At 34.5% G+C, this 23838-nt stretch carries 22 protein-coding genes; 5 read left to right on the forward strand and 17 right to left on the reverse strand.

Annotated features, from left to right (window positions below):
- The first annotated feature begins 460 nt into the window (after positions 1-460).
- Positions 461-934, forward strand: coding sequence for a hypothetical protein (locus A9G47_RS07635; protein ID WP_065568449.1), 474 nt, complete (start codon positions 461-463; stop codon positions 932-934).
- 115 nt (positions 935-1049) lie between these two features.
- Here A9G47_RS07635 and amtB read toward each other — a convergent pair whose 3' ends face one another.
- From amtB to A9G47_RS07680, 9 genes are all read right to left on the reverse strand, one after another.
- On the reverse strand, positions 1050-2330 hold the full coding sequence (gene amtB / locus A9G47_RS07640) for an ammonium transporter AmtB (RefSeq protein WP_065580841.1): 1281 nt from the start codon (positions 2328-2330) through the stop codon (positions 1050-1052).
- A gap of 21 nt (positions 2331-2351) precedes the next feature.
- On the reverse strand, positions 2352-2690 hold the full coding sequence (gene glnK / locus A9G47_RS07645) for a P-II family nitrogen regulator (protein ID WP_065568451.1): 339 nt from the start codon (positions 2688-2690) through the stop codon (positions 2352-2354).
- A 257-nt stretch (positions 2691-2947) separates the two neighbouring features.
- Entirely contained in the window at positions 2948-4435 is a 1488-nt protein-coding gene (gene dgt, locus A9G47_RS07650; protein WP_065642601.1) for a dGTPase, read from the reverse strand.
- Positions 4436-4482: 47 nt separating this feature from the next.
- Positions 4483-5559 carry a 5-(carboxyamino)imidazole ribonucleotide synthase gene (gene purK / locus A9G47_RS07655; protein ID WP_065642641.1) on the reverse strand — a complete coding sequence of 359 codons (1077 nt, stop codon included), beginning with the start codon at positions 5557-5559 and terminating at the stop codon, positions 4483-4485.
- Position 5560: 1 nt separating this feature from the next.
- Positions 5561-6061: a 5-(carboxyamino)imidazole ribonucleotide mutase gene (purE, locus tag A9G47_RS07660; RefSeq protein WP_065568453.1), complete on the reverse strand. Its 501-nt coding sequence runs from the start codon at positions 6059-6061 to the stop codon at positions 5561-5563.
- A gap of 168 nt (positions 6062-6229) precedes the next feature.
- Positions 6230-6580, reverse strand: a complete 351-nt coding sequence (locus tag A9G47_RS07665) for a RidA family protein (RefSeq protein ID WP_065642602.1) — start codon at positions 6578-6580, stop codon at positions 6230-6232.
- A 24-nt stretch (positions 6581-6604) separates the two neighbouring features.
- Positions 6605-8608 carry an excinuclease ABC subunit UvrB gene (uvrB, locus tag A9G47_RS07670; protein ID WP_065642603.1) on the reverse strand — a complete coding sequence of 668 codons (2004 nt, stop codon included), beginning with the start codon at positions 8606-8608 and terminating at the stop codon, positions 6605-6607.
- A 383-nt stretch (positions 8609-8991) separates the two neighbouring features.
- A complete protein-coding gene (modF, locus tag A9G47_RS07675; RefSeq protein ID WP_065568456.1) occupies positions 8992-10464 on the reverse strand; it encodes a molybdate ABC transporter ATP-binding protein ModF in 1473 nt (490 codons plus the stop codon).
- Positions 10465-10479: 15 nt separating this feature from the next.
- The gene (locus A9G47_RS07680; RefSeq protein ID WP_065568457.1) at positions 10480-11256 is read right to left on the reverse strand and encodes a TOBE domain-containing protein; all 777 of its coding nucleotides are present in this window, start codon (positions 11254-11256) and stop codon (positions 10480-10482) included.
- 294 nt (positions 11257-11550) lie between these two features.
- Here A9G47_RS07680 and modA point away from each other — a divergent pair, with 294 nt between their 5' ends.
- The 3 genes from modA to modC are packed head-to-tail and all read left to right on the forward strand — an operon-like array spanning position 11551 to position 13705.
- A complete protein-coding gene (gene modA, locus A9G47_RS07685; protein WP_065642604.1) occupies positions 11551-12303 on the forward strand; it encodes a molybdate ABC transporter substrate-binding protein in 753 nt (250 codons plus the stop codon).
- A 25-nt stretch (positions 12304-12328) separates the two neighbouring features.
- Entirely contained in the window at positions 12329-13018 is a 690-nt protein-coding gene (modB, locus tag A9G47_RS07690; protein ID WP_065642605.1) for a molybdate ABC transporter permease subunit, read from the forward strand.
- A gap of 6 nt (positions 13019-13024) precedes the next feature.
- Positions 13025-13705, forward strand: coding sequence for a molybdenum ABC transporter ATP-binding protein (gene modC / locus A9G47_RS07695; protein WP_065642606.1), 681 nt, complete (start codon positions 13025-13027; stop codon positions 13703-13705).
- Here modC and A9G47_RS07700 read toward each other — a convergent pair.
- The 5 genes from A9G47_RS07700 to A9G47_RS07720 all read right to left on the reverse strand — a co-directional run bounded on the left by A9G47_RS07700 (position 13684) and on the right by A9G47_RS07720 (position 19282).
- Complete coding sequence (locus A9G47_RS07700; protein ID WP_065642607.1) at positions 13684-14436, reverse strand: UDP-2,3-diacylglucosamine diphosphatase; 753 nt, start codon at positions 14434-14436, stop codon at positions 13684-13686. The two genes, modC and A9G47_RS07700, sit on opposite strands and share 22 nt — an antisense overlap.
- Positions 14429-14920: a peptidylprolyl isomerase B gene (gene ppiB / locus A9G47_RS07705; RefSeq protein WP_065568462.1), complete on the reverse strand. Its 492-nt coding sequence runs from the start codon at positions 14918-14920 to the stop codon at positions 14429-14431. Before ppiB ends, A9G47_RS07700 begins: the two co-directional genes overlap by 8 nt.
- A gap of 58 nt (positions 14921-14978) precedes the next feature.
- Entirely contained in the window at positions 14979-15836 is an 858-nt protein-coding gene (gene folD, locus A9G47_RS07710) for a bifunctional methylenetetrahydrofolate dehydrogenase/methenyltetrahydrofolate cyclohydrolase FolD (RefSeq protein WP_065568463.1), read from the reverse strand.
- A gap of 59 nt (positions 15837-15895) precedes the next feature.
- Positions 15896-16588, reverse strand: coding sequence for a DUF2884 family protein (locus tag A9G47_RS07715; protein WP_065580851.1), 693 nt, complete (start codon positions 16586-16588; stop codon positions 15896-15898).
- A gap of 1341 nt (positions 16589-17929) precedes the next feature.
- A complete protein-coding gene (locus A9G47_RS07720; protein WP_065642608.1) occupies positions 17930-19282 on the reverse strand; it encodes a hypothetical protein in 1353 nt (450 codons plus the stop codon).
- Between the two features lie 403 nt (positions 19283-19685).
- Between A9G47_RS07720 and A9G47_RS07725 the strand changes: the two genes are divergently transcribed.
- Positions 19686-19952, forward strand: a complete 267-nt coding sequence (locus tag A9G47_RS07725) for a GrxA family glutaredoxin (RefSeq protein WP_065642609.1) — start codon at positions 19686-19688, stop codon at positions 19950-19952.
- A 54-nt stretch (positions 19953-20006) separates the two neighbouring features.
- Here the strand turns inward: A9G47_RS07725 and tsaB are convergent, their stop codons facing one another.
- The 3 genes from tsaB to A9G47_RS07740 all read right to left on the reverse strand — a co-directional run bounded on the left by tsaB (position 20007) and on the right by A9G47_RS07740 (position 23831).
- Entirely contained in the window at positions 20007-20687 is a 681-nt protein-coding gene (gene tsaB, locus A9G47_RS07730; RefSeq protein WP_065568467.1) for a tRNA (adenosine(37)-N6)-threonylcarbamoyltransferase complex dimerization subunit type 1 TsaB, read from the reverse strand.
- 16 nt (positions 20688-20703) lie between these two features.
- Positions 20704-22620, reverse strand: a complete 1917-nt coding sequence (locus A9G47_RS07735) for an ATP-dependent DNA helicase (RefSeq protein WP_065588179.1) — start codon at positions 22618-22620, stop codon at positions 20704-20706.
- Positions 22621-22856: 236 nt separating this feature from the next.
- Positions 22857-23831: a glycosyltransferase family 8 protein gene (locus A9G47_RS07740; RefSeq protein WP_065588180.1), complete on the reverse strand. Its 975-nt coding sequence runs from the start codon at positions 23829-23831 to the stop codon at positions 22857-22859.
- Positions 23832-23838 lie beyond the last annotated feature (7 nt).

Here is a 23838-nt window from a genome sequence, read left to right on the forward strand (position 1 = left end):
ATAAGAGTCATGACTATTTAAATAGTTCGTTATTCGACTCTTGAGATGTTTTAGTCAAGTATTAAGTAAAGGCGTTGTGCTATTGGTTGATACCGTCTTCGCCTTTAAAACATGACCTATAAGTAAATAAGGCTATTTAGCCTAGCCTTAGAATATAACAATTGATATTTTGAGTATTAGTATGTTACGAACATGCTTTAGTTATTTTTTCATTTGGAACTGTTTATCTAGCGAAGGCTGTTACCAATAGCCTTTTATTTTTTAAACTTTTTTGCTTTGTAATTCGAACTCATTAGTTTGAATATTTCTTGAAGAATTAAAATAACTATTTGAAATATTATTGATCTTTATATTAAAGCGCCATGTTACCCTGAAAGATCTTTACGTAAAATGTAACAATCGCTTTTTGGTATTGAAGGTCTTGTTACCTTTTTCTTTTAATTAAAAAGGAAGTGACAGAATGAAGACATTTAAAAAACCTTTATTTACCTTAGTACATAGTAATGATGCAATACCTGAACATAGAACATTAGCTTATTTAGATCCTACATTAAATTATTATACTGATCATATTGATGAGATTATTGCATTACGTGTTAAGGAACTTAAATTACACCATTCCGAATATAGGGAGTATCATGATAGTAATAGAACTAATAAAGGCGGTTTTTCCTTTATTTTTAATGAAATATTTGAATCAGAGCACCATAAAAAGCAGATTAGTATGCTGAAAGATGAAATTGCTATTACCAAAGAATCTAATAAGGTAAAGGAGTTATTAGATACTCGAATCAAAAAAATCGCTAACGCTTACCCTGAGTTGCAGTTTAATTTTAATGATATGCAAGCTTTACCCGCTAAAGTTAAAGAGTATCTTTTTGCTCCACCTTTAATTTTAACTGATGATAATGCAATTATGCTTTGGGACGATTAAGCTTTGGAATATCACAATAAGTAGAATAGAAAGTAACACACTAAGCACGACCACAACATTATAGCAATAGTAGGAAACAAAAAAGCTCGAAATATGAGCTTTTTTGTGTTTGCAGTTAACTATTAAATGCACTTTCACCATGGCTATTGATGTCAAGCCCTTCTCTTTCATGTTCTTCTGACACACGCAAACCAACGCAAAGATCTGCAATTTTATAAGAAATAAAAGAAATAACCGTGGTCCAAATTACACAAGTTATAATACTCATCAACTGAATAGCAACTTGGCTTACCATAGTAATACCTTGTGTATAACCGACACCGCCTAAGGATTCTGATGCAAATACACCTGTTAATATGCAACCGACGATGCCACATACACCATGTACACCAAATACGTCACAAGTGTCATCAATTTTTAGAATTCGTTTGAGTGTTGATACGCCCCAAACACCAGCAAAACCACAAATAAAGCCAATTAACATAGCCCCACCTACCCCGACTAGACCTGCGGCTGGCGTTACCCCTACTAATCCAGCTATCACACCCGATGCTGAACCAAGGCAAGATGGTTTTCCGCGGAAGAACCATTCAGCCAATGTCCATGCTAAAACTGCGGCGGCAGTTGCTGCAACTGTGTTAATAAAAGCTAAACCAGCAATTTCGTCAGCATGTGTTGATGAGCCGGCGTTGAAGCCAAACCATCCAATATAAAGAATGGCTGCACCAAGATAAACATAAGGCAAATTAAACGGTTTTAGTGGTTCACGATTATAACCAATGCGATTTTTGATAAAATAAGCACCAATTATTCCTGCAACCGCTGCATTAATATGTACTACAGTGCCACCGGCAAAATCAAGTGCTCCCTCATCACCTAAGATACCACCACCCCATACCATATGCGCCATAGGAATATATGAAAATGTAAACCATAGCACCATAAAAATGAGTACTGCTGAAAAACGAATCCGTTCAGCAAAAGCTCCCAGAATTAAGCAACAGGTAATGCAAGCAAACGATCCTTGGAATGCGACCCAAATTAATTCATAAATAGCTCCTGATACATTAGTAATACTTATACCTATTAATAATGCGTGATTCAAATTTCCATAAAACCAGTTACCCTCTCCAAAAGCAAGTGAATAACCATAAACAATCCATAACACAGAAATTAGCGAAAAAACAACCAATACTTGTGTTAACATCGATAACACATTTTTAGAGCGCAATAAACCACCATAAAATAAAGCAATGCCCGGAATAGACATAAACAGAACTAATGCTGTGCAGATCATCATAAATCCATTATCAGCTTTATCAGCTATGCCAACTTCTCCAGCAAAAGCAGAACTTGAAAATAAAATCGTTAAATATAAAATAGCTTTTTTCAACATAATGATACCCTTAACAATAAATTACAGCGCCGAGTCATCGGTTTCACCAGTGCGTATACGCACTACATGTTCAAGTGCAGTGACAAAAATTTTGCCATCGCCAATTTTGCCAGTATGCGCAGCCTTAGCTACAGTGCTAATAACCTCGTCAAGCTGATCATCGCTAATGGCTAAGTCGATTTTAACTTTAGGTAAAAAATTGACATTATATTCGGCACCACGATATAGCTCTGCATGGCCTTTTTGACGCCCAAAACCTTTAACCTCAGTGACAGTTAATCCTGTAATACCTATATTAGATAACGCTTCTCTAACTTCTTCTAATTTGAAAGGTTTTATAACTACAGTGACTAATTTCATTTAATGCTCCTAATAAATTTGAGATACAAAATGAATAATGCAAAGAACATGCCAGAAATTGATAACTTGAACTAAATTGCGTTATTTAAAAAGAATATGGAAGGTAGTTGAAATAAAGATCTAGGCTTAATCGTTTTTCTCAATGATGAGTAATATAAATAATTACAGTTTATTTGGATACTTTAACTATTAGCCACGCACTAATCTGGTGCCAATGCATATTAGTAGTGCCCAATCATTTAATCAATTGCTACAAGCTAGAATGTGACCATTAACTTGCGATATTCATCATAAGCAAAGTGATCGGTCATACCACTAATATAATCTTGCAATAATCGGCATCGGTAATAAAATTCCATACACACGAAACTTGTTTTATTTGAATTAAGTTCGCTGATTGCTTGTTTATAAGCGACACAATGTTTTGAGGATAATTTATGATATAAGCGTGTCTCAATGGGATAATGTTTGTGATATTGATTGTCAACCAATTTTAAAAAGTCATGAGTTGGCATATTAAGCAATGGACTATAAATATCAAGCAACCCACTAATAATTCGGTATCCTTGAAGTTCAATATTTTCGACCGATTCATGATTGAATACATGTTCAAATCCAACTTTTTTAAAAATATTTAGTAATTTATATTCAGCGCTATGATCTTCAAGTAAAGCATAATTAAATGATCCATGATAGATTGCTTCAATATTTTCAATAACACGTTCCGCTGCATGGGGTACCAGCTTACCGATAGTGTTAACACGTAAATACATAAAGAACTGATCAATACCAATAGCATCAAATCCATTCTGTTTTAAGTTTTCATAAGGTCGATTCACAATGGTATCAAACAGATCGTCTTTTTTAACTGGTCCCCATGCTTCTGCTAGGTATACGTAGAGCTGTTTTACTGTTAGGATTTTCTTTTCAACAGCATCTTCTAGATCTGCAATGCAATATGAGATATCGTCGGCAGCTTCCATAATGTAGGTCAATGGATATCGATGGAATGGTTTAATATCAAGCTGTTTAGATAGCTCTTTTATAAATGGCTCTTCTGATAAATAATAACCTGGCTTTTTCATTAAATAAGAAAATTCAGCCGGCACTTGTTTAGACCAATAGGCCGGTTTGGAATATTTAAGAATTGAGGCAATTTGTGAATAGGTTAAATTAAGACGCAATATTGTATGCACTAATCGAATTGCTTGTGCATTACCTTCAAAATTAGATAGATCTTGGCGGATTTTTGTTTTAAGTTTTTTGATTTCATCGGTATCGTTATCATTTATATCAAGTTCACTATAAGCTGTGGGTTTTCCAAGCCCTAGGCGTAACGTAAACCATTGATTAATAGCAGCCTCACCAAAATGACCAAATGGGGGATTGCCAATATCGTGCATTAAACAGGCCATCTCAACCAGACTTTCGATAGCCATTACGCAATTATCAAATCCATATTTTTCTAGTTGCCTAGATTTGCTTAGTCGATTGACGATTTCTTTAACAATATAGCGACCCACTTGTTGCACTTCCATAGAATGAGTGAGCCGTGTTCTAACCACTGAATTTCGTTCTAGTGGAAAGACTTGCGTTTTTTGTTGTAATCGACGAATGGCAGCGGAATTAATAATACGCTCGCGATCGCTTTCAAAACAACGCACTATTGAGTACTCATCAGACAGTATTTCACGCTGTTTACTGGCGTAACGCTGATAATTAATTTTTTGGTTGAAGTTGACCATGGATCTACCCTTAAATTTAATCACCTTGATTGGTTTAACTTACTAAATTACAATAATTTTTGTTTTGCCCATTCAATGCTTATTTGATAATCACAAGGCAATAGCAATATTAAAGTGTCTAATGCTTTTAGCAATTTGTCAGGTTGATTATGAGTTAAATTTAAATGCCCTACTTTACGCCCAACTCGGACTTCTTTTTCATACCAATGTAGATGAACTAAATCGATAGATAACCAATTAATATTTAATTCTGTGCCAATTAAATTAACCATAACCGAAGGTGAAAACACATCAGGTTTAGGTAATGGCAGCCCTAATATAGCTCGGAGATGTAGCTCAAATTGGCTTATTGAGGCACCATTTTGCGTCCAATGTCCACTATTATGCACACGTGGTGCAAGTTCATTGATCAGTAAATCATCACCAACAATAAAACACTCCATTGCCATCACACCAATATAATTTAATTTATGCATAATGGCAGATAGCATTTTTTCAGCTTTTGCCTGTAATAATGAGTGGGAAGCATTAGGTAATGCAACACTCATTTTTAATATGCCATCTTGATGTAAGTTATGAGTAAGGGGGTAAAATACTGTTTCACCTTTTGCGTTACGAGCGCCCACTAATGACATCTCTTCGTCAAATGGAATAGCTTGTTCAACAATAGCGTGCTGATAGAGATCATCTGGCACGTTTATTGGGTTATTAACCGAAATTCGCCATTGCCCTCGCCCATCATAACCACCAGTGCGACGTTTAACAATTAATAGCTCACCCAGTTCGGTAAACAGTTTTTGCCAATCCTGAGATTGATTAAGTAAAAACCATTTAGCGGTAGGTAAACCAAGTTGATCGAGTAGCTGTTTTTGCGTTAAACGATCAGCAATAAGCGGAAAGATATCTCGATTAATAAAATGAGGGTGTTTAGCTAGAATCTGTGTAAATGGTGTATCTGACCAACGTTCTATTTCGGCGGTTATCACTGATTGTTGATATGGAATTGTCGTTGGTTCTTCCTCTAACCCTACAGGGTAGACTTTAATACCTAATGGTTCACCAGCTTGCTTAAGCATTCGTCCTAATTGCCCGTTACCCAGTACACAAACAGATCGAAGTTTCATATTATGCATTCACTCTTGGATCGGGATGATTTAATACATCATCCGTTTGATTTAATCGCCATGTTGATAAACGTTGATAAATAGCTTTATCATGCAAAGCTAAAATTTGCGCAGCAAGTAATGCCGCATTGGCTGCCCCCGATTTGCCTATTGCCAATGTGCCAACAGGAATGCCTTTAGGCATTTGCACAATGGAATATAAGCTATCAACGCCACTTAGGGTAGCAGTTTGCACGGGAACACCGAATACAGGAACGAGTGTTTTGGCTGCTAACATGCCAGGTAAATGGGCAGCACCACCAGCACCCGCAATGATCACATCAAAGCCTTTTTGCTTAGCATCTTCGGCAAAGCGAAATAATTTATCAGGAGTACGGTGAGCAGAAACGATTTCAACATGGTAGGGAATAATCAATGTATCAAGAATATCAGCGGCATGTTGCATTGTATTCCAATCACTTTTAGATCCCATAACAATGGCAATTTTAGGTTGAGTGTGCATAGCAAATGTGAGAATAATTAAAATAGAATGTATGCAAAGTATACACTAAAATTTTGTTAATGGGGATCATAATGGCTTTATCACTTAGCAACAAAAAAGCTACAATTAACGAGGTAAAGAAAATAACCTTAGAGGTATCGCCGAATAGTATCGGCGATAATAGAAAAACTAGGCTTTTACTGCTGCCACGATTTTCATTTCTATCAAATATTCTTTTTTCATTAACTCAGCTTGCACTGTACAACGTACTGGTGCACTACCTTGAGCTACCCATTCGTCCCATGCTTTATTCATACCTGCAAAGTCACTTTTATTAACTAAAAATAATGTTACATCTAATATACGCGTTTTATCACTGTTAGCTCGGGCTAATATTTTGTCAATTTCAGCTAATGCACTTTTGGTTTGCACATAAGCGTCATTTTCAAGATTAGTAGGAACGCTTGTGTAATAAATAACGTTATTATGGATCACAGCTTCAGACCAACGATCATCTGGATCAATTCGAGTTATTGTCATCTTTTTTCCTTGTTAAATGCGCCATCAAGATACTTTTATAAAATCCGCACGTAATTTTTTTATTTCATCACGCAACACACCTGCTTTTTCAAATTCAAGATTTTGAGCAGCTTCATACATCATTGCTTCAAGTTCTTTCACTTTTGCTTGTACTTCTTTAACTGAAACATAATGGTATGGTTTGCCTGGTTCAAATGCCTGTACTTTGGCTGTTGACTTTTTAGTGCTTAAACCTGCTTCTAATATGTCTTTAATTTCTTTGCGTACCGATTTTGGTGTAATGCCATGCGTTGTATTAAAGTCTTCTTGTTTTTTTCGACGGCGAGAAGTTTCGTCAATCGTTTTTTGCATAGCTGGCGTTATTCTATCAGCATACAATATGGCTTTACCATTCACATTTCGAGCTGCGCGCCCAACGGTTTGAATGAGAGAACTTTCCGAGCGCAAAAAACCTTCACGATCAGCATCTAATATTGCCACTAAAGAGACTTCTGGTATATCTAGCCCTTCTCTTAATAAGTTAATCCCAACGAGTACATCCACTTTTCCTAAGCGTAAATCTCGAATTATTTCCATTCGTTCAACTGTGTTGATATCTGAATGTAAGTATTTTACATTGACACTATGTTCTGACAAATAGTCAGTTAAGTTCTCTGCCATACGTTTAGTTAGTGTAGTTACTAATATTCGCTCGTCGTTATTAATACGAATTTTGATTTCAGATAGCAGATCATCAACTTGTGTAGCAACGGGCCTAACCTCGATAATAGGATCGAGCAGCCCCGTAGGCCTAACTACTTGCTCAATGATTTCTCCACCAGATTTTTCTATTTCATATTTGGCTGGTGTTGCTGATACATAAATAGTTTGTGGCATAATATTTTCAAATTCAGTAAACTTTAAAGGTCGATTGTCTAGCGCTGATGGTAAGCGGAATCCATATTCAACCAAATTAAGTTTTCGAGAACGATCACCATTATACATTGCCCCCAATTGCGGAATAGCAACATGAGATTCGTCAATAAACAATAAACCATCTGCTGGCAAGTAATCAAATAACGTTGCAGGTGGATCACCTGGATTGCGTTGAGCTAGAAAGCGTGAATAATTTTCTATCCCAGAGCAGTAACCAAGTTCACTCATCATTTCAATATCAAATAGTGTTCGCTGGGTTAAACGTTGCTCTTCCAATAGGCGATTATTGTCTAATAACACCTTTTGCCGTTCTTTTAGCTCCTGTTTAATTTGTGCTATGGCATTTTCCATAATATTTCTTGGTGTAACATAGTGCGTTTTAGGATAAATGGTGATTCGCGATACTTCACTAACACTGCTACCTGTTAAAGGATCGAACATTACAATACGATCGACTTCATCATCAAATAGCTCAACACGTACAGCAAGCTCATCAGAGTCAGCAGGAAAAATATCTATCACATCCCCTCTCACGCGAAACGTACCACGGCTAAAGTTTATTTCGTTACGAGTGTATTGCAATTCAGCCAAACGAGTTAAGATTGAGCGCTGATCAGTAATCGTGCCTTTTGTTAAGTGCAATATCATCGACATATACGTTTCTGGCGCACCTAAACCATAAATGGCTGAAACCGAAGCAACGATCACAACATCACGCCGTTCTAATAGTGATTTAGTGGCAGAAAGACGCATTTGTTCTATATGTTCATTGATTGATGCATCTTTTTCAATAAAAGTATCAGTTGATGGCACATAAGATTCAGGTTGATAGTAATCATAATAAGATACAAAATATTCCACCGCATTTTCCGGGAAAAAAGCCTTCATTTCGCCATATAACTGGGCTGCTAATGTTTTATTGGGCGCCAAAATGATTGTAGGGCGGTTATGCTGAGCAATAACATTTGCCATAGTAAATGTTTTACCCGATCCTGTTACCCCTAATAAAGTTTGATGTGCAATTCCGTCATCAAGATTTTGATTAATTTTTTTTATAGCTTCAGGTTGATCACCAGCGGGCTTAAATTCGGAACATAATTTAAATTTTTTCATTACTCACAACCTAATATTTTACCTATTAATAAAAAATTATCCCCAAAAGGACTTGACCTTCAAAAATCTTCTATTTTTTGTTCAGCTTCCTTTTTAATTTATAAAAAAAACAACAAATGCACCTCTTGATTTATGGTATCTTATTGATATTAAACAAAAAACATTTTTATGCTTAAGTTACAATCAAATCAAGAAAAATCCTGATAGTGACTGGGGTTAGCGCTTTTTTCAATAAACTATTAACAGAGTTATCCACAGGTAACGGGGATAACTTCATAAGTGTAGCCTTTATAAAATGTTTTCATTTATCAAGATAAATTTTCAAAAAAAAATCCTTTTTATTTTGAAGATCATTTCTATTTTTAACATCAATTTTAATAGTTCTAACTAATTATTTTACTTAGCTGTTCAATTTGATATTGATAGCTATGATCAAACTCAGGAACAAAAGTTAATCGATGTGTGATGCATTTTGGGGCATCCTCAGCATGATGAGAAACAAATATCAACTGTGTGTGCCCCTCATTAATTAAACGATCTATCCAGCGTTTTACTAATTCTCTATTAAGATGATCAAGCCCTTGTAACGGTTCATCTAAAATAAGCAGTGTCGGATGTTTGACCAAAGCTCTGGCAATAAGTATTAACCTTTGTTGCCCCCAAGAAAGCGACTGAAACGGTTTATCGGCTTGCGCTTGCAACCCTAGCAATTGTAACCATTCATCAACCAGTTTAGCTTGTTTATCACTTGTTGCTTGGTAAACACCAATCGAATCAAAATAGCCAGACAATAACACGGTTTTAACACTAGAACTAACACGATAATTCAAATGCAAGCTACTGCTCACATAACCGATATGGCGTTTAATATCCCAAATCGTTTCACCCGAACCACGTTTGCGCCCAAATAAAGTAAGATCATTGCTATATCCTTGCGGATGATCGCCTGTTATTAAACTTAATAACGTTGATTTACCTGCGCCATTAGGCCCAACAATTTGCCAATTTTGCTTGGCTTTTACTTGCCAAGTTAATCCATTAATAATTGCTTTATCATCATAATAGACATAACCATTTTTTAATATGACACGATCTAATTGATCGGCTAATGGTGTTGGGGGTTCATCGGCCTCTGGTAAGGACATATTGGGTATATTTTCTAAATCAGCTAATTGCTTAACTGTTGTATCGTTTAATATTGTGTGCTTTGTGTCAATTTTCAATAGTTGACAATCGGCTAATATGCCAATATTTTCGATAAAAGTAGGGATCTCGTTAAATCGATTTAAAACAAGAGCAATAGTGACTCCTTGCTTTGCAAGCACTGCAAGTATTTCTACTAAATTTTCACGGGATGCGGCATCTAAACCATCAAAAGGTTCATCTAATATTAAAAAATCAGGTTGTTGCATTAGCGCTCGGCAGATTAGCGTTTTACGTGTTTCCCCCGTTGAAAGATATTTAAAACGTCTAAGTAATAAATGTTCAATCCCAAATTGTTGTGCTAGTTGCTGGCAAAGCTCTTGATTACTCATATTTTGTTGAATAATTTGTTCAGTGCTCAGCCCCGTATCATTTTCACCTTCACTTAACATGTCAGTATTGTTTCGCTTCCATTCATCATTAATCAGTTTTTGAAGTTGTTCAAAAGAGATATCAACTATAGATTTAAATTGATTGATAATTTTCCCTGATAATAGTTTTTGTTTGCCAGCCAATGCTTTAGCAAGTACAGATTTACCACTGCCATTACGCCCCACAAAAGCAACATTACCAGCTTGTTGAATTGTTAATGATTCAATGGTAAAAACTTGGTAGTCATTAATTTTAAAATGTGCATTTTCTATCTGTAGCATGATAACCTCATATTACTAAACTAATGTAGTAACAATAATATGTTGTGGATTAATAGATAGTTTAACCTGTTTGCCTATAATTAATCTCGATTGCTTAATTTCATTAGCTAATTTGCTAGCATAAAGCACAATGCCAGAGGGTAGTGAGCAAGCGATTTCACTCCATTTGCCATCAGTCGTGATTTTTTCAATAGTGACCGATAGGCAGTTCTCATTAGCATCGTTCAATTCAATTAAGGGAGCTTTAATTAGCAACAAGACTGTTTTATCTGTACCCAACTTTAACCGTTCAATACTTGGTTGAGTGATGTAAGCTTTTAGCTCTGTTTTATTATCACTTAACTGCACAGTAATAAATCCAGCAATCCCACTTGTTTGAATCTGTTTAACAGCACCATATAACTGATTACGTGCACTAGTTTGCAAAGATAAACTGGCTGTGGCTTTTAGAATATCATCTAATGGAATTTTGTCGTCACTAAGAATATTAAATGCTTTTTGTTGTAGATGAGTTAATAATTCATAAAGTTGAATAAACCTAACAGCATAGGCACTCAACTTAGTTCCTCCTCCATTTTTACCACCAATTGCTGTAATTAAAAAAGGCTTAGGCGCTAGCTTGTTAATCTCATTGATAGCGTCCCATGCTGTTTTATAGCTGACCCCAATTTCCTTGGCAGCTTGACTTAATGACCCCGTTTGTTCAATAGCTTTTAACAACGCAATGCGCCTCGGGTCGGTAAATAGCTGTTGATGAATATTCAACGTTAATAAAATTTCAGGAGAAAACATAATGTAACACCATGAACAATCAACTAATTAAAGGAAAGAGTAAGGTAATTATTGTAGACCCTTTTTGACATTCCTTCAAAAAAGTTAAAAATCTTATTGGTTGTTTTATAAAAAACCGTTTTATAGAATTTGTTTAATTGTACTTTATAAATAAAGTTTGTTATTATCGATATGTTATTTTTTATATAGCGATTATTAAATATTCTATTGATAACATAAAATTTATTTATAATAATCAATCCAATATATAGCATTGGCAGCCCAAATAAACTTACTATTATTGTGAGGAGTAAAATGAAAAAAGTTATTGGAATTTTGCAAATTATCATAATGATGACAGTAACCTTTTTAGCATCAGCAGCCGAAAAAATAACGGTATTTGCCGCTTCGTCATTGACTGATTCTATACAGAATATCGCTGCTATTTATAAAGTTGAACATGAAGATACCAATATTGTGTTTTCATTTGCTTCATCATCAGTATTAGCTAAACAAATTGAACTAGGTGCACCTGCTGATATCTTTATGTCAGCGGATCAAAAGTGGATGACTTACCTTATTGAACATAACTTAGCTAAAAATAAACAAGATCTTTTGAAAAACACATTGGTTCTTATTGCTCCCAAGCAATCGAAATTAAATCATGTTGTTATTAATACTCAAACTGACTGGGAAGCAATTTTACCTAAAGGGGAAAAAATAGCCATTGGCGATCCAGATCATGTTCCTGCTGGGCTTTACGCCAAAGAATCCTTAACCAATTTAGGAATATTTAATAAATTGTCACCACAATTTGCTCCTGCTAGCAATGTACGTGACGCATTGATGTTAGTCGAGCGTAATGAAGCTACGCTTGGTATTGTCTATAGCACAGATGCAAAGGTAAGCGATAAGGTAAAAATTATTGGGACATTCCCTATGGATACTTTTAAGCCTATAGAATATCCCATTACCTTATTGAATCCCAAAGCAAACGATTTTTATCAATATTTAAATTCGCCACAAGCTAAAGCCATTTTTAAACAATACGGTTTTATAATAAAATAATTTATCGCCAAGTGTATTTTGAAATATGTTATTAAGTGAATTTGAATGGCAAACTTTATTACTTAGTTTAAAGATAGCTACTTCGGCAATTGGGTTTAGCTTACCAATAGGAATTTTAACTGCTTGGGTATTAGCCCGCTGTCAATTTTTTGGTAAATCGTTATTTGATAGCATTATACATCTTCCACTTGTTTTACCTCCCGTAGTTTTAGGTTATTTATTGCTAATAACTATGGGCCGGCATGGTGTAATTGGTGAATGGTTAAATAATAATTTTAATATCAGTTTCAGCTTTAATTGGCAGGGGGCAGCTTTAGCTTCGGCGGTGGTAGCTTTTCCGCTAATGGTTCGATCAATTCGTTTAGCCATTGAATCGATTGATATCCGCCTTGAAAACGTAGCTCGTACTCTTGGTGCTCATAAATGGCGAGTGTTTATAACTATCACGTTACCTTTAGCTGTTCCTGGCATTTTAATGGGAATGGTGCTAAGTTTTGCACGTTGTTTAGGAGAATTTGGTGCAACCATTACGTTCGTATCAAATATTCAAGGTGAAACCCGCACTTTACCTCTCGCAATGTATACATTTCTGCAAATTCCCAACGGTGAACACAGTGCACTACGGCTTTGTATTATTTCAATTGTGTTATCACTAATTGCACTTTTTTTATCCGAATGGTTAAATCGTTGGCATAAAAATAAAATTGCAGGATAATAACTCATGTTACAAATACAAATTAGCAAACAACTGGCTTCATTTTCGTTCCAATTCAAGCATGACATAAAATGTCAAGGTATCACCGCTATTTTAGGGGTTTCTGGATCGGGAAAATCCACACTAATTAACCTTATTAATGGGTTAATTAAGCCTGATCATGGCTATATTCAACTAAATAATACTCTTCTGGTTGATTGCAATAGGCATCTTTTTATTGCCCCAGAAAATAGGCAGATTGGCACAATTTTTCAAGATGCATTACTTTTCCCTCATTATAAAGTTATAAAAAACCTTACTTATGGAGCTAAGAATTTAAATCTGTCAAAATTTGACGAAATCGTCAATGTGCTTAATATTCGTTCATTATTAAATCGTTATCCAGCCACTTTGTCTGGTGGCGAAAAGCAACGAGTGGCAATTGGTCGAGCGCTATTAACCAACCCGTTATTGCTATTGATGGATGAACCGCTTTCGGCACTTGATATGCCAAGAAAAAAGGAATTATTAATCTATATTAAAAAATTATCTAATGAGTTAAATATACCCATTATTTATGTGACCCATAATATTAATGAAGTTAAACAGATAGCCAATAATGTGGCAATATTAGATCAAGGGAAGCTGATTGAATTTGGTAAGGTCGAGCATGTGTTACAAAGTGATTATTTGAAAGAATGGCTATAAAGCTCCAAAGTATTGCTATCTTGTGATTGCTTAATGTATGTCACACCATCATGCCATGCGCCAAGAACAAGGCGAGTTGCACTGCGCCCTTCAATTTGAAAATGGTGAGTTGCAGGTTTATGTGTATGACCATGCACCATAATATCAGCTTTATGCTCCGCCATCATCTTAACCACAGCGTGTTGATTTACATCCATAATAGTTCCAGATTTTATTTGATTATATTGGCTACTTTTTTGTCGCAGCTTAGCCGCAATTTTTAGTCGAAGGAACAAAGGCAGTAATAAAAACAGTTTTTGTAACCATTTATTATGCATGATTTTTCTAAACTTTTGATACTGAGAATCGTCAATACATAATAAATCACCATGTAAAAATACGATATTTGTTTCTTGATTAGGCAAACAATTAATTTCTGGCAATATAGTCATATCACATTGCTGAGCATACTTTTTACCTAATAGAAAATCGCGGTTTCCATGCACAAAATATTTAGTGATGCCTCGTTTTGATAACCGGCACAATGCTTGGACAACTTGTTGATGTAATTCAGTCTTTACATCATCACCAACCCAATAATCAAAAAGATCGCCTAAAATATAAAGCTCACAATTTTCAGGTAAGGTATCTAGAAAAGACAAAAAACCTGCGGTTATATCGCTATAACCAGAAGCAGGTTTATTATCTGCTAGATGAATATCTGCAATAAAATAACGAGCTGGATTATTCAACCGTTACACTCGTAATAATAATATCTTCAACAGGAACGTCTGAATGCATGCCACTGCGCCCTGTTTTTACAGCTTTTATTTTATCAACCACATCAAGCCCATCAGTGACTTGTGCAAACACGCAATAGCCATAACCATTAACGTCAGCAGAACGGAAGTTGAGATAATCATTATCAACTACATTGATAAAAAATTGAGCTGTCGCAGAGTGTGGATCTGATGTACGCGCCATCGCTAATGTACCACGATCATTTTTTAAACCATTATCTGCTTCGTTTTTAATAGGCGCATTCGTCTTTTTCTGCTTCATGCCTGGTTCAAAACCGCCACCTTGAATCATGAAATTATTAATAACACGATGGAAGATTGTATTGTTATAAAAACCAGCTTTACAATATTCAACAAAATTTTTGACGGTTTCAGGGGCTTTATCGTCAAAAGTTTTGATCTTAATATCACCTAAATTAGTGTGAAATATAATCATTACATATTCCTTATTTTTATTTAATGTACATCTTTCTATAAAATTTAATGAGTCGGAGTCAATTTGGCTTACTAAATTTTTCACATGCTTCAAGCGTGTTACTCATTAACATAGCAACAGTCATTGGGCCAACACCGCCCGGAACAGGTGTGATCCATCCAGCTCTTTCAACAGCCACATCAAACTCTACATCACCTGCTAATTTACCATCTGACAAACGATTGATACCAACATCAATCACAATTGCTCCTGGTTTAATCCATTCACCTTTAACATAATTTGGAATACCGACACCTGCAACCACTATGTCTGCATTATTGACATGTTTTGCTAAATCAACGGTACGGCTATGGGTAATGGTAGTTGTACAACCTAATAGCAATAATTCTAATGCCATTGGACGACCAACAATGTTTGATGCTCCTACAACAGTTGCATTTAAACCAGATAAATTTATCCCCGTTGATTCTAGCATTTTAACCACACCATATGGCGTACACGGACGTAAAATAGGATCGCGTTGTAGTAAGTGTCCAATATTATATGGATGAAAACCATCAACATCTTTACTTGGATCGATACGTTCAAGGACTTTTGTTTTATCAATATTATCAGGTAAAGGGAGTTGCACTAAAATACCATGCACATCTGGACGTTGATTAAGCTCATCAATTAATGCCAACAACTCATCGGTAGTTGCCGATAAAAAATCATAAGCAAAGGAAGCAAAGCCAACGTCATCACAAGCTTTTTGCTTATTTTTAACATAGATTTTCGATGCAGGATCTGAGCCAACTTGAATCACAGCCAAACCTGGAACAGATAGGCCTTTTTCAATACGTATTTTAACTTTATTAGCAATATCCGTTCGTATTTGTTGTGCCAATGCTTTTCCATCAATAATATGTGCAGTCATAAGCTTCCGTTTAGCTATCTTAGTCATGTTATCATTTTCGCAAAAGTTTTTATTAATGTCTATTTACTTGTGAATTGATTGTTAAGTTGAGTTAATATTAGAGTATATTGCTTATCAATATCTGTTATAACTGAACAAATATGTGCATCAAAAGCTTTTAATTTAGGCTTTTGAGCTTTCCACTCATTTTTAGAGATTTGTTTAATTGCGGCTAAATTCTTAAAAAAATTAAAATGCAAAATACTTCCACCCACGACATTATAGAAAATACGCTGACCAATATCTTCACCGTCTTTTTTTAGATTATTAAAATTTTGGTAGGAAAATCGAGTATAACCATTTTCAGTAATAATCGCAGTATGTAGCAAATTAACTAAACGTTTATATAACTTATTTAACTCGCCTTTGAGTTCATTATCATCACTCAACTGATTTTTTATTGCTTTTTCAAACGCCTCTTTAACTTCAGTTAAAAGATTTACTGATTGCAGTTCTAAAAGAGGTAGCTGTTGGCGTAATACATGTTGAAATTGAATGAGTTCTTTTTGTAATGAAGGGTTAAGTGTTACTAATTTTTCATTTAAGATAACACGACCATTTTGCGTTATAGTTAAATCATTTTTTTTATTAAAAATATGTACGCTTTCTTTACTTATCGTGATGTTGTAACTAGGTTTAACTCCACACTCTTTTTTAGCGGCAAAAACAGAAACAGGAAAGAAGAAAACGATTAATAGTAAATATTTCAACATATTTATATCCAATTAGTTAATCATATAGATTATAACGTCTAACAGACAAGAAACATAATGAAATTCAATGAGAATTATGATTTTAAACGGCTATAAATGTATTTATAACAAGTGAGCTGAATCTAGCTTGGATTTTAATTAGATGTAACAAAACATCAAGTTGTTTACACTTCACGATGAAAATAATTCCTTAAAAAATCATAAGATGTTTTCCCAGAAAACACTTTATGCGGTTTAACCGTATTATAATAGTTAATAAATTGCCTAAGTTATAGAACTTCTTCGCGTTGTTTACGCGTCATGAATATGCATAAAAATGCAAGATTAACACCTTATCACCGAAAGCAGTTTTAACGTTTATACAAAAGAAAATCGCAGTCACTGGCTTAGCGTTGTGATTTCATATCAGCCGCCTCATGATTTATAGAACATCAAGACTTTACCGTCACAAGTTTTTCAGCCACAATTAATTTCAAATGAGCGTTAAAAAACAATAAAATATGATGTTAAAAGACTGATTAAAATTGAAAAATCGATAGAAGGGCACATTAACCGGCAAGCAAACGTTATGCTATAATAAGAGCTATTCAAACGAGAGATTTCATATTGATACTAAACATTTACCGCCACTTAATAGAGATACCAAGCAATTCCAACTGTGGATTCCCGTGAGTCATACACAGGTATTTAGGCAATAAATCGTAATTCAACTCAGCCACGTTTTTACAATATAATGTGTGGACATACCAGTGTTAGCACAAACACCTTATACCATTATCAGTATTTACTCAGATAACTGAGTCAAATACAAAGAACTGTTGATCATGCTTTTGTTAAGCTTTGCCAAACCAAACTACATCGTCTTACTAACTTTTACAATACATTTAAACCACATAAAGGCTTAAATGTAGCTATGCCTTATAGAATACTTGAATTTTATTTTTAACCAAAATGAGTAGACAACCAGAGAAATCCTACATTTCATAAAACCAACAGTGCATATTCTTGCACTGCCGTAAGATGATTTTTACTTATTAAAATTATACAGTTAAAATATAATTAAATATTTTCTTATATACCAAAGTAATTAACGTTTACACACTATTTTACTAACATTTCCTCTTTCTGCTTCACGCACAGAAACATAACCAGATAAATTAACTGCAAAATAAATATTATATTGAGCATTGTTTACAAAATTGAATAATGCATTAATATTAAAACATTTAATACAATATCACTAAGTAAGTATACAATCAATTTACTTTAGCTACTACGGCTAAGTGAAAGTGGCACCTTATAAACTAGATAAGGCACCTACAACAGCTTAGACCATTAACACTATCCCCTACAGGCTACATAATTACTCCACGTTTCATCTCCTTCACCAACATGACCTGAATCAGCATAGATATGATAATGGCTTTCCGAATAATCCGATTTATTTCCTGTCCAATAAACACCACCTCGCCATTGAGAGTCTGGATAAGCCTTTTGATTGATAAACCCCCACTCACTAAATAGTGAACCATCAATAGCTCGCGTTAAAATCCCGCCCCAAAAAACGGCAGGATCATCTTTTTGAAAAGTAAAAGGAGCATTAGTTAGCTCATATCTACCCAGAACATTATTAATACCCCCACACTTTTGCCAAGCACTTTCCTTATGCGCTTTAAAATCACCTTGAGGTATAGCCCAAACAGACGTTGGGGTAAAACTATAATCATAATTAACAGAAGGATCTCTCTTTAATGTCGCCCTTACCGTGACTGTTCCCGTTGGTTTACTTATTAATTTAACCATACCATCTTGATCAATCGAAACACCACTTCCTGGGTTATTGATGACTTGATAGCGATAATCAGTTTGAGCTCCCGTCATTACTAATTGAAATTTGGCACCTGGAAAGCCTGTAGTTGGGAATTTTCTACCTCCAGACACCGTAGTAACCACTTTAAAACCATAATCTGGCACATAATCTCGAGTATAACCCCCACCACCTTTTGAGCGTGTCCGGCCATCTGAAGCGTTCCAATACATTTGATAATGTAAATCTGGATTATCACCAGGTTTGCCCCATTGGCGATCGGGATAAATGATCGCGCCATTTGGTTTGGCATAACATAATTCAGATCTCGATGCTATTTGATATGTTTTAGCTAGTGTACTGGGTTTACTTTCTTTTGGGATCCCATACTCAGAATAGGTTTTTACTTTTGTTTGAATTATCAATTTTAATGGCATTGAAAAACCACTTCCGCAACCTATAATTTTTTTCTTATCATCTCCAGTTATGCGTTTTCCGCTATTGTCATACCACCAATAATAAGTCGATTCAACTTTAAATGGCTGGTTCGCATCGACATTGTCACCATCAATATCGCGATAATTTTTCACCCTATCTAAGTTTGTTGGTGCATAATTTGCCACTTTAAAATCATTAAACGTTAAATTACCATCAAATTCCTTAATTTCACCCGCTTTTATATTACCATTTGCTTCACTATAAAAAACGCCATTAAGCGTAAAGCCTTGCTTATCTGCACTGGATAACGCTATGACTTCTGGTGCATTACCTGTAATAACATTCGTTGTGGCACCGGTTAATATAGCATCAGATGAGCTTACTATTGCCAACTGCGATAATGACACTAAACTCGTTTTAATATTCGATTTAAAACCCTCTTTTATCATACTTTTTATTATTCCTTGTACTTATCTTACTAATTTATCCATATAATATAATTAGTTAACTTTGATTTTCAAACAGTGCAAACTTATAATATATTATAGAATATCAAATAACATTAACTTTATTTTAAAGGAATAATACGTTTTGTTGCCAACTTTTTTGTAAAGTTTTGTTAAGAATGGTATATGATGAATTTCAAAATCCGCCTAAATTTTTTTAATAATAAATCTAAATTACTAAAAAATAATCAAGCAGATTGGAACGATCTAATATAAAACCTGATTCGCTTCCCAAGTCCGCAATCAATAGATATAATCTATTTAACTAACAATATTTAACTGCTTTTTTTCTTCAATAAGTGAAGTATATTAGGCTTATATTTAAAACAAAAGATAAAGGTGAAAAATGTATACTGTAATTTTTGGTCGCCAGGGATGTCCTTATTGTGTTCGTGCTAAAGAACTAGCTGAAAAACTTTCTCAAGAACGTGATGATTTTTCTTATCGTTATGTTGATATTAATGTTGAAGGTATTACTAAAGAAGATCTATCTAAAAGTGTTGGTAAACCTGTTGAAACAGTGCCACAAATATTTATTGATGAAAAACCAATTGGTGGTTGCACCGACTTTGAAGCCTATGCTAAAGAACATTTGGGCTTATTTAAAAAGTAATCAAAATTATCAAGAACTAAGCCACCTTTAGGTGGCTTGTTTAAATAGTCATTATTAGCGACCAGGTAGTTTTTTCCATGTAACTTCGTTACGTAAATAAGTTGGTTCTACATCTTCAACATTAATTATTTCGCTTTTTTGCCATTTATTCTTAGCAAGAACAACAAGATCTTGTGCATGAGGCAATAGAATATCGCTTTGTTTTATATTATTCATCATATTAGGATAAGTTTGCCAACCAGTGCCGGCACAATAGCTATCATTAAGAATATGATCTACTTTTTCTATTACTTTTTCAGGTGCAATAACACATTCTGGAATAACCTCGTGCCATTGTTCGTTGCTATAATGATACTGTCCTAAGTAAACTTCATTCATTCTAGCATCAATAGCTGCAATGACATTTGTTGCATTTTGTGTACGATATACCCCTTGCGCCAAAGTCATCAATGTAGATACCCCTATCATAGGTTTATCAATGCCTAAAGCTAAACCTTGCGCAACACCAATGCCAATTCTAACCCCTGTAAAACTACCAGGCCCTTGTCCAAAAGCAATTGCATCAACTTGAGAAAGAGAACAATCTGATTGTTTAAGGAGCTTATCAACCATTGGCAATATTTGTTTAGTGTGATCGCGAGCAGATACAACAAAATCATGAGTGATTTCGTTATGGTAAAATAAAGCGACAGAACAAGCTTCTGTTGAGGTATCAATAGCTAAGATGGTATTCATTTTTTTCCAAAATAATTTAATTTTTATAAGACTGTTTAGATAACAAGAAATTAATAACTTTATTTATATCCCGTGTTCTTGGCGATGGCGGCAAACTATTAATAAATGTTGCACCGTAAGGCCTCATAACCAAACGATTATCACAAATAATAACCGCACCACGGTCGTTGTGATGACGAATTAATCGTCCGACACCTTGTTTTAAAGTAATAACCGCTTCGGGTAATTGTACATCATAAAATGCATCACCTCCCTGCATTTGACAATCTTCCATGCGAGCTTTAATTAAAGGATCGTCTGGAGAGGTAAATGGTAATTTGTCTATAATAACACATGACAATGTATCCCCTCTAACATCAATGCCTTCCCAAAAGCTGCTTGTTGCAATTAATAAGGCATTACCGCTATGAATAAACTGCTCAAGTAATTTAACTTTACTTGTTTCACCTTGAACTAACACCGGTAATTTTGTTAACTCTCGAAACTGTTTAGCTAAGGCGTTCATCATCGCATAAGAAGTACATAAGAAAAAACAACGACCATTATTTGCTTCAATAACCGGCAGTAAAATATCAACCAATTTTTCAGCATTTCCCTTTTCATTTGGCGATGGGATATAACGAGGGACACACATAACAGTTTGATGCAAATAATCAAATGGACTTTCTAAAATAAGTGAATCAGCATTCGTTAATCCTAAACGTTTAGTAAAATAATCTAATTGGTTATTGACTGATAGCGTTGCTGAAGTAAAAATCCAACTACCTTTTCGTTCTGTTAATAATTCAGTGAATTTATCCGCGACGGATAATGGCGTTAACGCAAAAACAAAATAGTTATGGCTACTTTCATACCAATAGCTAAAGCCAGTTACATTTGTTTCCTGCAACCGTTTTAAAAGTGTATTATATTGGTTAATTCGTTCCAAACAGTTATCTAATGTTGAAGAACGCCCTACAGCCAATAGTAAGACCTCATGACAAAAACTTAGAGCGTCTAAAAGATAAGTTAACTCTTTTTTTATCGCTTCTTGATTAAATAAAAAACGTAAATTACCTTTTGGCGATTGTTGATTGATCGCAATGCGTAAATCTTGAGTACATTTTTGTAGTTTGTCTGCACATTGTTGTAATTGTGACATATCTTTAACCTCAGTGCGATAACAGAGGTTAATTTCTTTGGACAGATCAAATAGTTGCCTGCTACTTAGTTGTTGCCCAAAATAATGGCAAGCGAGATCAGGGAGCTGATGTGCTTCATCGAAAATCATTACATCAGCTTTAGGGATAAGCTCACCAAAACCTGAGTCCTTTACCACCACATCAGCTAAAAATAAATGGTGATTAACAACGACAATATCTGCATTTAATGCTCGCTTACGTGCTTTAACCACATAACAATCGTTATAATGTTCACAATCACTACCCAAACAATTATCATTCGTACTGGTTAATATCGGCCAAATTGGATTGTCTTCCGTAACAGTTGTACATTTGCTAATATCACCATCTTTAGTTTTGATTGACCAATTTTTTACACGCGCTAAATCAACACGTAAATCTTTATCAAGATCTCCCGCTGCGGCGTATTGATGATATAACCGCTCTAAACAAAGATAATTAGAGCGGCCTTTAAGTAAGGTTATCTTTCCAGAATAATTCAATGCTTTTTTGATAATTGGCAAATCTTTACTAAATAATTGCTCTTGTAAATTTTTAGAGCCAGTTGAAAGTATTACTTTTTTATCACTACGCAATGCGGGAACCAGATAAGCAAAGGTTTTACCAGTACCTGTTCCCGCTTCAACGACAAGTGAATGTTGTTTTTTTATTGATTCTGAGACTTTACTTGCCATGTTTCGTTGTGGCTCTCTTGCCACAAACCCATCAATAGCTTGAGCAAGCAAACCATTTTCTGAAAAATCATCAATCACTTAAAAGATACCTAATAAAAAGATAAGTTCAATACACAAAGCCGGTCGACTAAGAGTTTTAATAGTTGACATATAATACATCAATGACCTAGCCCAAAAGAAATATAATAGCCCGTTAAGTGAATCATTAGCATTATATTCTATATAATGAATCTATCCTTACATTTATTTCTAACAACTAATAGTAAATTAGATTACATAACATAACATTCAGAGCTAAATACTAATGCCGTAAACTATTTCGTAAATTTAACCCTTAAATAAATTAAATAGTGTTTTACCGATGCTAAATATTTTTTTTGTTTAAACATCAACCGAGAATAAGCGCGTATTGAGGAGGTTTTTTTGTCGTTATATAAAATTAAAGGATCATTCTTCCACGGAGATTTTTCTAAATAAAGATCATATAACTTAGAACGATAAGGCTGATGCCAAGGTTTGTTCTTTGTTATGTAATGAATTAACACAGTATCCTCAGGAACACTAGAGTCCTCATTACCATTGATTGACAATGCTAACAAATTATTACACTTCTTTGCTAATATAATTCTTTTTTCGCCTACTACTATATTTAATACATCTTGGTCAGGATAATGATATTTTTCGCCACTATTTAATAACTTTAATGTTTTTGAAGTAACATTTTCCTGATACCAAAGTGGTATATTAATTAACATCACACCAGAATTAAAATACGTCCCATAGGTTACATGATACTTTGCGCATTGCGAGTCCTGCATATATGGTTCATCAGCAACAGCCGCAACAATAGCATTATTTAGAGAAATTTCATTGATAAAATCAAATTTTTTTAAGCAAAGCGTATCGCTATCAACATAGAGTAATTTGTTAGTGACATCCTTTAAAATCATAGGCGCAATTAAGCGAACGCATGCCGCAATAGGAAACAGCTCAGTATTTTTTTGATCAACTTTAAATTGTTCATTAATAACATATTCAGTTATAGATGTATTATGGGATTTAATAGCAGCAAATTTTTTTCTATTATTATCAGAAACATTATGGGTAAAAATATGGAAATGAATCTGTTGTTCATTATTATTTTCAATTATTGAAATAATATCTACACCTGCTGATAAAGCATAATTGTCATCGAAACACAAAAGAATATGTAATATACTTTCGTTATCCCAAAAATCACATGAGAGTAAAAAATTCTTTTTATTAATAAATTTATCAACGTTAACCATAACATTA

The organism is Gilliamella sp. WF3-4 (assembly GCF_001690275.1).
GTDB classification, from domain to species: Bacteria; Pseudomonadota; Gammaproteobacteria; order Enterobacterales; family Orbaceae; genus Gilliamella; species Gilliamella apicola_C.